The 14305-nt window shown below is 33.5% G+C and carries 11 protein-coding genes; 6 read left to right on the top strand and 5 right to left on the bottom strand.

What is annotated here, in order from left to right; all coding sequences use genetic code 11:
* Positions 1–9 precede the first annotated feature (9 nt).
* Together nadD and AC3WRL_RS09915 are read left to right on the top strand one after the other, a co-directional pair.
* Positions 10–594 (top strand): nicotinate (nicotinamide) nucleotide adenylyltransferase, encoded by a 585-nt coding sequence (gene nadD, locus AC3WRL_RS09920; RefSeq protein ID WP_214831166.1) that lies wholly within the window; start codon positions 10–12, stop codon positions 592–594.
* 64 nt (positions 595–658) lie between these two features.
* The gene (locus AC3WRL_RS09915) at positions 659–1000 is read left to right on the top strand and encodes a DUF3817 domain-containing protein (protein WP_492330193.1); all 342 of its coding nucleotides are present in this window, start codon (positions 659–661) and stop codon (positions 998–1000) included.
* Positions 1001–1033: 33 nt separating this feature from the next.
* Here AC3WRL_RS09915 and AC3WRL_RS09910 read toward each other — a convergent pair whose 3' ends face one another.
* A complete protein-coding gene (locus AC3WRL_RS09910; protein WP_492330192.1) occupies positions 1034–2797 on the bottom strand; it encodes a hypothetical protein in 1764 nt (587 codons plus the stop codon).
* Positions 2798–3109: 312 nt separating this feature from the next.
* On the opposite strand from AC3WRL_RS09910, the gene AC3WRL_RS09905 reads away from it, so the two are divergent.
* The 3 genes from AC3WRL_RS09905 (at position 3110) to AC3WRL_RS09895 (ending at position 8670) form a co-directional block, all read left to right on the top strand.
* The gene (locus AC3WRL_RS09905; RefSeq protein WP_492330191.1) at positions 3110–5371 is read left to right on the top strand and encodes a TonB-dependent receptor domain-containing protein; all 2262 of its coding nucleotides are present in this window, start codon (positions 3110–3112) and stop codon (positions 5369–5371) included.
* A gap of 73 nt (positions 5372–5444) precedes the next feature.
* Positions 5445–7736: a TonB-dependent receptor domain-containing protein gene (locus AC3WRL_RS09900; RefSeq protein WP_492330190.1), complete on the top strand. Its 2292-nt coding sequence runs from the start codon at positions 5445–5447 to the stop codon at positions 7734–7736.
* A gap of 79 nt (positions 7737–7815) precedes the next feature.
* Positions 7816–8670, top strand: coding sequence for an alpha/beta hydrolase fold domain-containing protein (locus AC3WRL_RS09895; RefSeq protein WP_492330189.1), 855 nt, complete (start codon positions 7816–7818; stop codon positions 8668–8670).
* A 53-nt stretch (positions 8671–8723) separates the two neighbouring features.
* Here AC3WRL_RS09895 and AC3WRL_RS09890 read toward each other — a convergent pair whose 3' ends face one another.
* The 4 genes from AC3WRL_RS09890 to AC3WRL_RS09875 all read right to left on the bottom strand — a co-directional run bounded on the left by AC3WRL_RS09890 (position 8724) and on the right by AC3WRL_RS09875 (position 13833).
* The gene (locus AC3WRL_RS09890) at positions 8724–9935 is read right to left on the bottom strand and encodes a serine hydrolase domain-containing protein (protein ID WP_214831160.1); all 1212 of its coding nucleotides are present in this window, start codon (positions 9933–9935) and stop codon (positions 8724–8726) included.
* A gap of 23 nt (positions 9936–9958) precedes the next feature.
* The gene (locus AC3WRL_RS09885; protein ID WP_214831159.1) at positions 9959–11713 is read right to left on the bottom strand and encodes a discoidin domain-containing protein; all 1755 of its coding nucleotides are present in this window, start codon (positions 11711–11713) and stop codon (positions 9959–9961) included.
* 201 nt (positions 11714–11914) lie between these two features.
* Positions 11915–12838, bottom strand: a complete 924-nt coding sequence (ctlX, locus tag AC3WRL_RS09880) for a citrulline utilization hydrolase CtlX (RefSeq protein WP_492330188.1) — start codon at positions 12836–12838, stop codon at positions 11915–11917.
* 80 nt (positions 12839–12918) lie between these two features.
* Positions 12919–13833, bottom strand: coding sequence for a dimethylarginine dimethylaminohydrolase family protein (locus tag AC3WRL_RS09875; RefSeq protein ID WP_214831157.1), 915 nt, complete (start codon positions 13831–13833; stop codon positions 12919–12921).
* 272 nt (positions 13834–14105) lie between these two features.
* Between AC3WRL_RS09875 and AC3WRL_RS09870 the strand changes: the two genes are divergently transcribed.
* Positions 14106–14270 carry a hypothetical protein gene (locus AC3WRL_RS09870; protein WP_214831156.1) on the top strand — a complete coding sequence of 55 codons (165 nt, stop codon included), beginning with the start codon at positions 14106–14108 and terminating at the stop codon, positions 14268–14270.
* The last annotated feature ends 35 nt before the right edge of the window (positions 14271–14305 follow it).

The raw sequence follows: 14305 nt of genomic DNA, 5'->3' as shown, positions 1-14305 counted from the left end.
AATTTAATAATGAAAAAAATAGGCCTCTTTTTCGGTTCGTTTAATCCAATTCATATTGGACATCTTATTTTAGCCAATTATATTTTAGAAAATTCGGATATGGATGAATTGTGGTTTGTTGTAAGTCCACAAAATCCATTTAAAGATAAAAAATCATTATTAAAAGATCATAACAGGTTAGACATGGTTCAGGCTGCCATAAAAAATTATCCCAACATGAGGGCTTCAAATGTAGAGTTTTCTCTACCGAGGCCAAGCTATACTATCGACACCCTTACCTATCTTACAGAAAAGCACCCGGACTATTCTTTTAGTTTAATTATGGGTGAAGATAATCTGGATAATCTTCATAAATGGAAGAATTATGACCTGCTGATCAAGAATCATCATATCATTGTTTATCCAAGAGTTTTTGAAGGTGAGAAAAAAGATTCAGAATATTTACAGCATGAAAATATTTCATTGATCAAGGCTCCTGTTATTGAGATCTCAGCCACCGAAATTCGCAATATGGTCAAGCAAGGTAAAAATGTCAGACCTATGCTTCCGCCAGAAGTTTTTGAATATTTGGATGGTAGCAGTTTTTATAAGTAATTTTGCAATTCAGGAAATGGGTTTGAGGATTTATGGCTTAGACTTATAATTTATAATTTAAGAAATGAACTTCATCGAAAAATTTTTCTCAAAATATTCTCAGGAAAAAATCATTAAATGGTTTAAACAAATCTGTATTGCAGAGGCAATTTCTTGTTTCCTGCTCTATGGTGTTGCCATGATCTGGAAAAGATATGATGATGAGGGCTTACTTCCCACAATTTTTATTATCGTAGTTGGAAATATCCATGGTCTTTTCTTTACCATTTATCTTTTGCTTTGTTTACCTGTGAGAAAAATTTTCAAATGGGATGATGAAGATTTCGTATTTGCACTACTTTCAGCATTCTTTCCTTTTGCCACGATATGGGTAGATAAAAAACTTGCCCGCTTCGACAGAGAATAAAAAAAGAGGCTTTAGATAGGCCCCTTTTTGTTTTTAATAATCTCTTTTCACATGTCCCGTTCCATTTACGGTGTGTGACGCTCCTGCACTATCCGTGTACGTTCCATTAAATGTAAAATCTGTGTAAGTTCCTACAGCTCCAGCGCTGGTTACTGTAAATGTGATCTGATTAGTAGTTCCATCAACAGTTATATTTTGGTATGCATTCGAATTATTTGTAACGGTTAAATAGTAATTATTTACCAGAACGCTGCCTGCAAGTAAATCCGCACCCTCATATCTAAAATAAGTTCCTACAGGAACAGGGCTTTGCGCTGAACTAATTAAGTTAGGTGAAACACTAATATTACTTAATATAAGCCTGGTAGCTTGATTATCTACTTTATAACTAATGAACTCTGAAACTGTATTACAGACTACAATATCTCCAAGATTTGTAATAGGCGCAGTTCCGGTAAAGTTAATCTCGCCACTTGTTTGAATATTAGTAATATCAATACCTTCCAATACAAACTGTTGATTACTTGAACATCCGAGAGAATTGATTGAAAAAGTTCCATTGGTCACTGGAACCACAATAGTCTGAAAATAATTTATTGCTCCGCCAAATCTAAGACTAGCAAAACCATCTGTGACATCAGCTCCAGAACAGGTTTTCAATGTTCCTTTGATCGTATACTGATTGGTTGAACTTGTTAAAGAAATATCGGGCAGTACAGTAGTAGCTCCTACGGGAAATGGCCCTACTGTTGAGCTATAAACTACCGTATTGCAATTGTCATAAATTTTTAGTTCAAGAGGCTCACCAGCAGGAACAACTCCCGAAACCATACCATCCCCATCTGTAATTCCATAACTTTCATAAGTCTGCGAATTTCTTTTTAATCCTATCATTGCATTACTCAATGGTTGGCCAGCAGCATTTTTCACTGTAACCTTTAATACCGCTTGCGGAAATTGTGCATCACAGTTCCACCAGGAGAAGTGACTTACATTGCCCACATACGTATTTCCAACTTTAGTTGCGGAACCTTCTTCCTGCCACATTCCTGTAATTTCACTAAATGACCACAAAGGGATTGTATTCGGTGAAGTTGCTAATTGAGCAGCATCTAGTGGGACAGTAATTTCTGCTGTATGACCGGTAGCAATCTGTAGATTTTGTCCAGAACTTCCCGTTAACTGTACATGAAGCATTCCATAGGTTTCCATAACTCTTGAATTTCCGTTCAAATTTGTTGCTAAAAAAGATCCAGGCATTAATTCGTTCAGATACTGATTGGAAGGACTTAAGTGGAATAATGCAACATCCACATTTCCACTATAGGCGTTTCCGGAAACATCATTAAAACTTCCGTCAAATTTCACTTTTGTTCCGTTCGAAAGAGAAACTGTCGCTGTAGCCCCAGAAGTAATGGATGCTGTAGTAATCGCAGGGATCATCATAATGTTTACCCTACTGTTTCCATTTGTAGGAACTAAAGTACGTGAAGCATTGATATAACCCGCCTTAGTTACTTTGATAAAAGCAAAGTTTTCTTTCACCTCGGCATTTTTAATTATAAAAAGACCTTTAGAATTTGTCTGCACTGTACTTGTTCCAATACTAACTGTTGCTCCGGAAATAGGACTTCCGTTCGTACTTAATACTAATCCCTGAAAATTTCTCTGAGCAGTATTTCCGAAATTAAAATTGGACTGCGGATTTGGCGTGATGTCAGATTCCATGTTAAAATCACTTATACACGAAAATAAGATCAGTAGTATTAATAAAAATAAAGGATAAATTTTTCTCATAAATTATTAATTTTTTATTGATACTAAAGTAGTCATAAAATAGAATACGAAATTACATTCTCCTTTTTATGTTAATTTTTTCAAATTTTCAGTTTTGATGTAACAACTTTAGCCGTCAAGTTGTCTAATAATAGAGTCAATATAAGGAAGGAAAAATTTTCAATTGAAATTTTAGTAACTGAAAATCAATACTTTATAGATGAAATAAAAACATTTTAAGTACTTTGTATTGCATAATACTAGATTTATTATATATCTTTGTAATGTTAAATAATAACAAATACAAGCTATTAACAAATAAAAAATAGAATCATGAAAACGTCCATTCTCTTTGCAGCCATATTTTTCACTGGATTTGTTTTTGCCCAACAGAAATCAGATACACTAAAAACTAAAAATATAGAGGGTATAAACTTAAAGAAACAGGTCTTCAAAAAACAAAGCGACCGCTTTATTTATGATGTTGCCTCTTCCCCTATTGCTAAAGGGACAAATACCTTCAACTTATTAAAGCAGACTCCAATGATCTCCAGTATTGATGGGAAAACATTAAAAATAATGGGGAAATCAGAAGTTGTTATTTACATCAACAATAAAAAATCCAATATGGATGCGGAGGCATTAATTGAAATGCTTAAAAACACACCATCTGAAGATATCCAGAAAATTGAAGTAATCACTGTTCCAGGTAGTGAGTTTCAAGTTGAATCTAATGACGGGGTAATTAACATTGTGATGAAAAAAAGCAGAAACAACGGTTATAATGGAACTTTAAAAATGCAAAATGAGCAGGCTTATTATAACAATCCTTCTGCAAGTGCTTCTTTCAATTTCCGAAAAGACAAATTAGCAGTTAACACAAATATCAGTACTGGAAGCTGGACAGACAGAGAAAAGTATAGACTTTCTAATGGAAACTCCACTTTTAAAAATGAGTCTTTTGGATTTAATGATGATCCAAATAAAAACTTTGGTGGTAGCGTGAATATTGATTATGAAATTACCAAAAAGCAAAGTCTGGGTTTCACATATAATATGAGATACAATAAAAGTTTCAATTCTATTCTGGATATTACAAACATTCAAAATGGGGTCTTAAAAAACAGAACTGTAAATAATGAAGATGCCCAGACAAGAAATCATTCTTTTAATTTAAACTATGAAATAAAAACGGATTCGTTAGGAAGTAAACTAACTTCTAATATCTCCTATTTATGGTTCAACAGAGACAAATCGAGCATTAATGAAACATTTCCCTTTTATAATGATGACGATAATAAATACGGGGCATTTAAACAATGGGTTCCGCAGATCATTAACAATTACGCAGCCAATGTAGATTACATCAAAAAAACAGCAAAAGGGAATTCATGGTTAATGGGAATTAGCTATAATAATACAAAAACAGACAACGATACCAGACAGGATGTTTATACAAAAGCAAGCGACAGTTTTGTAAATGATTTCGATCAAACCAATCATTTCATTTATAAAGAAAATATTCTAGGTCTTTATCTTACTTACGAAAGAAAATTAAGTGAGAAATTATCCGGAAAAATAGGAACCCGTTATGAGATGACCAGAAGTACTGGTGAGATATTAGGAAAAACAGGTTTTGATAGAAACTATAATAACCTGCTTCCGTATCTTAATTTCAACTATGCAATTAATGCAGACAATAATATAAGCTATACTTTTTCCAGCAGAATAAGAAGACCTCGATTTTGGGAATTAAATCCATCCAGAACTTATTTTACACCAGACAACTACACTCAGAACAATCCGTTCGTTTTAGCTTCTAAATATTATAATCAGGAAATCAATTATATGTTTAAGAATGCTTTCTATGCAAACCTAAGTTTTAACTATGTAGAAGATGCCTCAAACCAGGTGCCTCTGCAGGGGACTGTGACAAAACCTGAAAAAGATGAGAATGGAAAGATAGAACTTGATTCTAATGGGGATCCTATTATGGTTACTACAAAGTTTTTAAGATACATCAGAACTAATTATGGTAATAATAAGCAGCTTGGGTTGACATTGGGAATGAATAAATCCTGGTTCAAAGATATCTGGACAACGAATTACTCAGTTAATCTAGCTTATGCTATGTATTCCGGCACCGTATCTGAAGATCCAACTTCAAGACCCGTACCTGGCCAGACAGAAGTACTTACTCCTTATGTTATCGATGTGAAAAACTTTAATTTTTCTGCTCAGTTCAACAACACCATTCGTCTTTCGTCTAAAAAAGACTGGTTCCTGGGAATTAACTACTTCTATGCTGGAAAAAGCAAAATAGAAATTGGAGAATTAGGAACAAGACAAAGCCTGGATCTTAATATCAAAAAAATCGTAGGCGATTGGACCGTTTTGGTGGAAGTATATGATGTATTTAATCAAAACTTCAATAAAATAAAAGGTATTCAACCTGATGGAAGCTTCAACAATGTAACCAATTTTGAGTATCCAAGAATTTTCAGTGTAGGGGTCACCTATAATTTTGGAAATCAAAAACTGAAAAAAACCAGAGAAATGAAATCAGCCAATGATGCTGTAAAATCTAGAACTTAATATAATAAACTTCTTTAAGATTCTGTCTTAAACCATGTTCAGAATCGAAACCTCAACTTAAAAAAATAAATTCATGAAGACGCCACTACTCATCGCAGCTATATTTTTTACCGGACTAGCTTTTGCTCAGGAAAAAAAAACAGATTCAGTAAAAACTAAAAGTATAGAGGGAGTTACTTTAACGAAACAAGTATTTAAAAAGCAAAGTGATCGCTTTGTGTACGATGTTGCCGCTTCGCCTGTTGCTAAAGGAAATACAACATTTGATCTATTAAAACAAACTCCATTACTTTCATCTACCGATGATAAGACATTAAAAATTGCAGGAAAGAATAATGCTATAATCTATATCAATGGTAGAAAAACCAATATGGACGCTGATTCATTAGTTCAATTTCTTAAAAACACACCAGCAGAGAATATCCAAAAAATTGAGGTTATTACAGTTCCGGGAAGTGAGTACCAGGTAGAATCATCTGATGGGATCATCAATATCGTTTTAAAGAAAAAAATGAGTGATGGATTAAGTGGTAACATGAGAATGTCTAACTCTCAAAATAAGTTCAACGGAAGCGATGCCAGTTTTTCAGCCAATTACAGAAAGAATAAATTAGGAATCAGCGCTAATCTTAGTGGTGGCGAAAATATCGGTGCACAATCTTATATTTTAAGAAATGGAAATAGTTTATCATCCAATGAATCTGTAGGTGATATTAATGATCCAAATAAAAACCTTGGCGGTTATTTAAACATTGATTATCAATTAACAGAGAAGAGCAATCTAGCTTTATCTTGGAATACTTGGGCTAATAAAAGTTATAATTCTACAGTAAATTTATTTAATACTATCCGCTCTTATGATGATAAGAAAAAAGATTACATTACTAATTATACTAATTCCAGAAACAAGGAAGATGCAAGATCTTATAACAATTCAGTCAACTTAAATTATGAATTAAAAACCGATTCTTTAGGAAGTAAATTGAATGTAAATGCTGCTTATCTTAATTACAAAAGATTTCAGTTTACTGATAATAAAACTTATCTCGCCAATTCACTTGGCCAAGACACAGGTCTTAGTCAAACCATTTATCAGAACCTTCCACAGATAATCAATAATTTTTCTGGGACAGTAGATTATATCCAGAAATTAAAAAATGATTTTACGGTTTCAATAGGAGGAAATTACAATAAAACGAAAACGGATAATGACACTAAGAATGACACTTATAGGGTAAATCCCCCTGCTCCAATAAAAAAAGAAGAACACATGCCTAATCATTTTATATATGATGAAAATATTTATGGAGCCTATTTAACAATAGAAAAAAAATTCTCCGATAAGCTTTCTGGGAAAGTCGGAGCAAGGTATGAAATTACAAAAAGTTTAGGGACGGCTAACGCTCCTCTAAATCCAGATAAGACGATGCAATACCAAGAAATAAAAAGAAATTATAATAACTTTTTACCCTATCTAAGTTTCAATTATGCTATTAATGACAGCAATAATATATCATATTCATTTTCAAGTAGAATGAGAAGGCCTAGTTTCTGGGAAATAAATCCAGTTCGAAATATTTTAACCGATGATAATTACACTCAGAATAATCCGTTTGTAAAGGCTTCTTCTTCCTATAACCAGGAATTAACCTATATGTATAAAAGCTCCTATTTCTTGATTTTGAATCATTCATATTATAAAGATCAGATTACTCAGGTTCCATTACAGGGTTATCCCGTAGCACCGGATGGAACAGTTGGACCAAGAAATGTATTGCGTTACATTAGAACAAATTTCGGGGATAAACAAGAAATGTCTGCAATGTTAGGAATTCAAAAATCATTCTTTAAACAATACTTGACCACTAACTTCAACATTGGTTTTCAACATAACATCAATAATGGCAGTCTTGATACTGATCCAACAACCGGAGAGAGATTTAAAAATAAAGAAGGTGAGTTTATTACGTATACAAACAATATCAGATCTACAAGCATGGTCATTCAAACTAATAACACAGTACGTCTTGATAAAAAGAAAACATGGTTCTTAGGCGTAAATTATTTCTTTGTTGATAAACAGCAAATAGAACTTGGAATGCTGAAGAACTTAATGAGCTTGGATCTTAGTTTGAAAAAAATCTGGAACGAATGGACTTTTGCACTCAATGTAAATGATGTTTTAAAAACAAATATTGTAGAAATTGAAGATTATCAAGCCAATGGAAACTACAATTATGTAAGAAACGATCAATACAGAAGAGGTATGACTTTAAGCATCACTTACAATTTTGGTAATCAAAAAGTTAAAAAAGTAAGAGACATCGAGGGTGCTTCCGACGCCATCAAAAGCAGAACAAGATAAAAAAACATTCATTTCTTCATATCAATTATTTTATGGTAAGCTCGCTGATTTCTCAGCGAGTTTTCTATCTTTAGCCTGTATGAAAAATTTAATTATCATTTTTAGCTGGTCGTTAATACTGCTGTTCAGTATTGGTTGCAAGAAAAAAACGATTGATCTCGGTAATAAAATCTCTTTCGAAAGTCAGGAAAATATTTCTTACGGCAATGATTCTGAGCAGAAAGTGGATCTGTATATTCCTTCTAATTTAAATTACAAGCCCGATGTCTTTCTTTTTATACATGGCGGTGGCTGGCGTAGTGGAAACAAATCTCAACTCACATTTTTCGCTTTATCTATGATGCAAAAATTTCCAAAAGCCATTTTTGCGAATATCAATTACAGATTAGCATCAACGACCCATTTTGCCATTCCAAATCAGACCGATGACATCAGCAGTGCTATTGAGCATTTAGAAAAAACATTAAACTATAAACCAAGATTTGTGCTTTTAGGTAACAGTGCTGGTGGTCATTTATCAATGCTCTATGCCTATAAATTTGATAAAGATAAAAAAGTAAAAGCTGTTATTAATATTGTAGGACCTTCCGATCTGGCAGATTCTGGTTTTAAAAAATATTTCGATTATGCATTTGTTGAAAAGCATTTAATCAACCCAAAAGTTCTTTCTTCAGGAATATCTATGACCAATTTTATCAGTCCTGTGAAATGGATCAATACTACCTCAGCTCCTACGCTTTCTTATTACGGAAAAAATGACCAGGTCATCCCAATGTCACAAAAGGTAATTTTAGATTCTATTTTAGACAAAAACGGGATATTTCACGAGTCTTTTGGCTTTAAAGGAGGACATTTGGATTGGGACAAAGAAAATAACAGCTCTTTTCTAATTACCAAAATTGATCAGTTTCTGAAACAGGTGGACAAAAAGTAAACGCTCTGAACAGGTCAAAGCGTTTTTTTATTTAAATATTTAATTCTGATTCTTTAATATTTAAGAGCTTTTTTAGCTTCAAGGGCTGTAGTATTCAAAGTAGAAAGACATTTGGTAAAATTGTCCATATTTCTCAAGTCCCAAAAAGGTAGAAGAACTACAACGGAAAAATCTGTTTCCGGATCGTAAAGCATAGTTGAAAGATAACCCTCCGTAGCTCCATTATGCCCATATCCCACTCCCGGAACATATGAACATCCTAATGCATAATCAGAAGTTGTTGCCGGTCCTTTACTTTTTTTCATTTGTTCTACACTTGATGCATTAAGAACATTCTGACTTTTCATCATACTTCTTATGTAATCAGAAAGTGTAAGCATGGTCCCTACACCATTTCCCTCTGCAACATGAGCACTTGCATTTTTCTGATCGGTTATTTCATTATGATCTGTATATTTAATAAAGCCCTTTACATAAGGAATCGGCAACTGCTGATCAGGTGCCAATTCGGGGAATTTAATATCTAACGGAATCTTCGAAGAAGGTCCTACAATATGATCGTACATATAATTTCCATACGTTTTAGAAGTGTTTGATTTCTGAGAATAAACTCTTGAAATTATCTCTCCTAAAATTGAAAATCCTGTATTTGAATAATGATATACTGTATTGGGTAAGCCATACGTAAGATTATGATCTGTTAGAAGTTTCACATATTCCGTAGAAGTAAATTGATGATCGGGAAAATTCTCAAGCATATAATCTGCATAGGTTTCCCCATTTACATTGTATTGAGAGGTATCGTTTGTTACATCATATATTCCTGCGTTATGTTGTAGAATCTGACGAATGGTAATCTGATTTTTATTCGGAAAATTCCATTCTGCAGTATTGGGTACATAAGGAACATTTGTTCCGGGAATATTAGCTGTAATTTTATCATCAAGATGAAGCCATCCGTCCTGCATCATTTTTAAAATAGCTGTAGAGGTAAAATTTTTGGTATTACTCGCAAAACGAAAGTTCGTTTTCTTAGTTACAAGAGTTCCATTATTTCCCGTCACTGTACTAAAATAAGTTCCTTTTGGAGAAACAATATAAACACTTAGTGACGGAACATCTGTATTCAACTCTTTCTGAAGATCTGTATGAATCTTCCTTATCGCCGTATCGAGATCAGTTTGATAGTCTTCAACTTCACTACTCTTACACCCCAGGAAAGCGAGTAAGAATAGTGAGATTGATGCAATTTTTAGTTTTTCCATGGTTATATCGTTAATTTTTAGTTTTATTCTGATTTCATAATCTCCGTTCTTTCAGAAATCCCATTGGCATTAAACGCTTCAATTTGGAAATAGTAAGCATCTGTTCTATCCGCCCCTGTGAAAAAATATTCATTTTTGCCGTAAACCATAATGCTTCCATACAATTTATCCGGAGATTTCCCCCAATAGATAACATAGCCATCAGCTTCAGAATTCTGTTGCCATTTCATCCAGATACTTCTTCTTTCACCATATTTTTTGGCATCAGCCCGTAAAGGAACAAAGTTCTCGACTTTTGCAGGTTTTGTGCCTTCTCCTTTTCCGAATACTCTAAAGCCACTTAATGCAAATTTTCCTGTAGGCATTTTCAAATTTTCTATTTTTAGGAATCTTGCTTTAGCCGGTTTTTCAAGTTCTACATAATCGTGTGGAACATCCTTGGTATTTTTACTTTTATCTACAATAACATTCCATTTTTTACCATCGTTCGAACCATAGATTTTATACTGATGCATCTTTCCTAATGTCTTTCCTAAAAACTCTACATCCTGATCAGCATAATTAATCTGAATAGCATTGATAGTAGATACATCACCCAGATCAGTCTGAAACCATTCACCTTTATTTCCTGTTTTAGCACTCCAATATGTTTTTATATCTTCATCCACGGCATAGTTTGAGTGATAACCACCTAAAGTCGAAGAAACCTGAACCGGCTTATTATAGTTCAACAACATCCATCCCGTAAAAAGACCTTTGGAAAAATCTTTACCCTGAGCATATTGCGGAAGGTAAGTTGGATAATCTCCGTATGATGTATTGCAATACATTACATCATCTTTATCAAAACCTGCAGGCCAGATCCCCAACCTTCTTTCAAAATTATTTTTAGTGGAAATAAAAATCGTTGAAATATGCCACCAGTTTTTATAATTATCCTCAAAAGTTGCTCCATGTCCGGCTCCTCTTGCAAAACCACCAGGTTTATAGGAGAATGGATTATGCTGCTGGTATTCGAAACCCTCAAGAGGATTTTTACTGACATATACTCCATCAGAATAACCACTAAATTCGGTAGCCGGAGCTCCATACTGCATATAATATTTGTTATTATGTTTTGTCATCCAGGCACCTTCAACAAAAGGCTGTAGAAACACATTATCGTTGTATTCTCCAAAACGCTCCCAACCATGATCTTCAGGTTTTAATCTTAATATTGGTTTTACAAAACCTTCAGACTGTAAAGTTTTAACTTTTACCTCGGTTCCTAATAAAGGCCATTCATTACTTGAACCCCAGTATAAGTATAATTTATTTTTATCTTCATCATAATGAAAAGCCGGATCCCAAGCTCCAACTTTTAAAGTATCTACTGCAATTTTCCAGTCATCTTTGGTCGGATTGGTACTTTTCCAAATTGGAAAATCCTGTTCCCAGGTAGAGCCAAAAACGTATAGGGTATCTTTCATTGCCCAAACTGCAGGTGCATTAAGATCGTGAGTATATTTATTATCTCTAAGAAATTTCCTTTTTACAAACTTCCAGTCAAGCATATCATCACTATACCAATAGCCTTCCTGATTGGTGGAAAAAAGAAATAATTTATTTTTAAAATTAACAATAACAGGATCGGCCGTAGCTCGATGCTTCCCTTGCTTTGAAAAAGACTCAAAAGGAGTATATCCATAGTCTATATTAATTGGGTTGCAAAATGTTTTTTGCTGAGCATTCAAACTGATTCCCAATAAAACAGCTATCATAAATAAGTACGTCTGCATCTTCATAATTTTTACTTAAAATACAAATTTAACTAACTTTTTTCGGTTTTACCCACATAAAGCCGTCTAAAAGGTAATGGGGCAGTTTATACCGAATCATGAAACTCCAATTTTTCATAAAAAAACTTCTAACCCATTTTCAGAATTAGAAGTATTACAACTTGGATAGGAAATCCAAGCAATTATTTTTTATACAATAAATTATTTCCTAGGAAGGAAAACTTCTGCCAACATACAACGGGCACTTCCACCCCCATTTACTTCGATTGTATTTAAATCTGAATAAATGATTTCACAATATTTTTCAATTGCTGAGATCTGGTCTATGGTTAATGATTCATAAGCAGTCTGACTCATTATCAAGAATTTCTGTCCCTCTTTATTTTGGACCTGAAGCATATTTCCTGCGAACTGCTGCATCTGTTCTTCAGAAATTTCAATAATTTCCTTTCCTGAATTTTTAATCGTTTCAATTACCTTGCTTCTTTCCAGTTCACTATCGATGCAATCTAAGCAGATTACTACAAATTTGTCTGCAACACACATCATAACATTAGTATGATAGATAGGAAGTCTTTCTGAACCTACCGTTTGAAAAGAATGGAAAACAATAGGCTCGAATCCATATTTTGCGCAAAAATCTCTGAATAATTTTTCATCAAGTCTTAGAGAAACAGATCCATATGCAATCTTATTATCATGATCGAAGATCATACTTCCAGTTCCCTCTAAAAAATGTCCCTGAATTTCAGGAAGTGACCAATCATCAATTTCGGTTATTTCAAAACCTTTATTTTTTATTGTTTCTAAAATATCCTCTCTTCTTTCTACTCTTCTGTTTGAAGCGAACATAGGGTATAAAACTACTTTTCCATCATTATGGAAGCTTACCCAGTTATTGGGGAAGATAGAATCCGGAGTGTGGGGATCCAATGTATCTTTTATAGTGATCACATTGATTCCTTTGTTTCTTAACTTCTCAGCAAAAATATTGAATTCCCCAAGGGCTTTAGCCTGAACATCTGAATCTTTCTGTTCAACCTGAAAATAATTGTTTTCTGCAGTTTCTGCATTATAGCCGAAAGCGATCGGCTCTATCATTAATACGGTATCTGTTGTTTGCATTGTTTTTTAGATTTAAAAATTAAAAGATTGAGAGATTTAAAGATCAGAAAAATTATTTACCCTCACTCTCTTATTAATTACTATTCCCTAATCAAAGGCATTGTAGAGCAACGTAGAAGACCACCCATTTTTGAAATTTCACGATATGGGATTTCTTCTACAGTCATTCCCCATTCGTTTCTCAAATGGTTATTCATTCTTGTGAATGTCTGATCAGAAACTACTATTTCAGGAGAAATAGAGAAGATATTAGGAAACATTTCAAACATTTCTTCATCCGTAAGGTGGAAGCAATTCTCTTCTCCAAAAATATCTATGATCAAACGATAATCACTCTCATCTACGAAACCATTTTTATAAATAAGACATTTATCTTTTCCAATGGGATTAAATGTACAATCCAAATGCAGGATTCCCTCGAAAGGAATTTTATCATTTTTCTTTAGCTCTAGATCAATGATCCTTTTTTTTGGAAAATATTCTTTTAGAATTTCTATAGCGTATTCGTTGGTTCTAGCTGTCTTATAGTTTCTGTAATCTTCACTGAAACACGTGCCTATAAATAGAAAGTCATCCCAAACAATAACATCTCCGCCTTCAATATGAGCTGTTTCCGGAAGATTAATGATTTTTCTCCAAGCCACTTTTTCAAAAACTTTTTTATAAGCTTCCTGTTCATCAGCTCTGTCTGCAATTACGTTTGAAATAATCATTTTATCGTCAATCACAAAAGCTACATCTCTTGCAAAAACCTGATTGTAGTCATTGATAATGCTTGGACGCAATACCTCTACATCATATTTTTTCAATACTGCTTCAAAAGCATTCATTTCATCAATAATATCCGATTCTTTAGGATATATGTTGTGTTCGATTGAGTAATATGATTTGGCATCATAACTTTCCTCAAGGGTGGGAACGGGTCCCAAAGAATTAGGTTGGCCCAGAACAACTGATTTTAACCTCCCCGTTTCGTTTTTAATATTTAGTTTCATAAAGATTTATGCAATATACAAATATAGGTAAAGGTCTCTACCTGGAAAACTTTTGATTTAGTTTCTACCGAGAATTTGTTTTATATTAAAATATGGTATCATCAGCAATATCTCCTAATGACTAAGTTGCGTAGAATAAAGTCTATAAACGACTGTTTATCATCTATATTCGACTCAAAAAAGAGTATGCTATTTAAAAATAACTTCCTATATTAGTGATATAATTTTCATGAAAAATTAAAACTTTATTATTAACATCAAACATCAAAATCATGAACAAGACAAATCCAGTGCTAAGAAATGCACAAAAACTTGGAAGAGATCAACAAAAATCAATTATTGGAGGTGCTGGCCCAACTAAGCCAAGATACTGCTGTGAATGGAATGACGACGGAAGCTGCAGAATCTGGACGTGCGGAAACTGCGTATGCCCATAATATTTAAAAACAAAAACCTGCTAATTTTATAGCAG

The organism is Chryseobacterium sp. FW101-FHT12H09 (assembly GCF_058790395.1).
The sequence above is the reverse complement of the archived record's forward strand: the minus strand, read 5'-3'. Positions and strand labels throughout refer to the sequence as shown.

Excerpts from the sequence above, each read along its gene's own strand:
- nadD (WP_214831166.1), top strand. The coding sequence starts at position 10 with ATGAAAAAAATAGGCCTCTTTTTCGGTTCGTTTAATCCAATTCATATT.
- AC3WRL_RS09915 (WP_492330193.1), top strand. The coding sequence starts at position 659 with ATGAACTTCATCGAAAAATTTTTCTCAAAATATTCTCAGGAAAAAATC.
- AC3WRL_RS09910 (WP_492330192.1), bottom strand. The coding sequence starts at position 2,797 with ATGAGAAAAATTTATCCTTTATTTTTATTAATACTACTGATCTTATTT.
- AC3WRL_RS09905 (WP_492330191.1), top strand. The coding sequence starts at position 3,110 with ATGAAAACGTCCATTCTCTTTGCAGCCATATTTTTCACTGGATTTGTT.
- AC3WRL_RS09900 (WP_492330190.1), top strand. The coding sequence starts at position 5,445 with ATGAAGACGCCACTACTCATCGCAGCTATATTTTTTACCGGACTAGCT.
- AC3WRL_RS09895 (WP_492330189.1), top strand. The coding sequence starts at position 7,816 with ATGAAAAATTTAATTATCATTTTTAGCTGGTCGTTAATACTGCTGTTC.
- AC3WRL_RS09890 (WP_214831160.1), bottom strand. The coding sequence starts at position 9,935 with ATGGAAAAACTAAAAATTGCATCAATCTCACTATTCTTACTCGCTTTC.
- AC3WRL_RS09885 (WP_214831159.1), bottom strand. The coding sequence starts at position 11,713 with ATGCAGACGTACTTATTTATGATAGCTGTTTTATTGGGAATCAGTTTG.
- ctlX (WP_492330188.1), bottom strand. The coding sequence starts at position 12,838 with ATGCAAACAACAGATACCGTATTAATGATAGAGCCGATCGCTTTCGGC.
- AC3WRL_RS09875 (WP_214831157.1), bottom strand. The coding sequence starts at position 13,833 with ATGAAACTAAATATTAAAAACGAAACGGGGAGGTTAAAATCAGTTGTT.
- AC3WRL_RS09870 (WP_214831156.1), top strand. The coding sequence starts at position 14,106 with ATGAACAAGACAAATCCAGTGCTAAGAAATGCACAAAAACTTGGAAGA.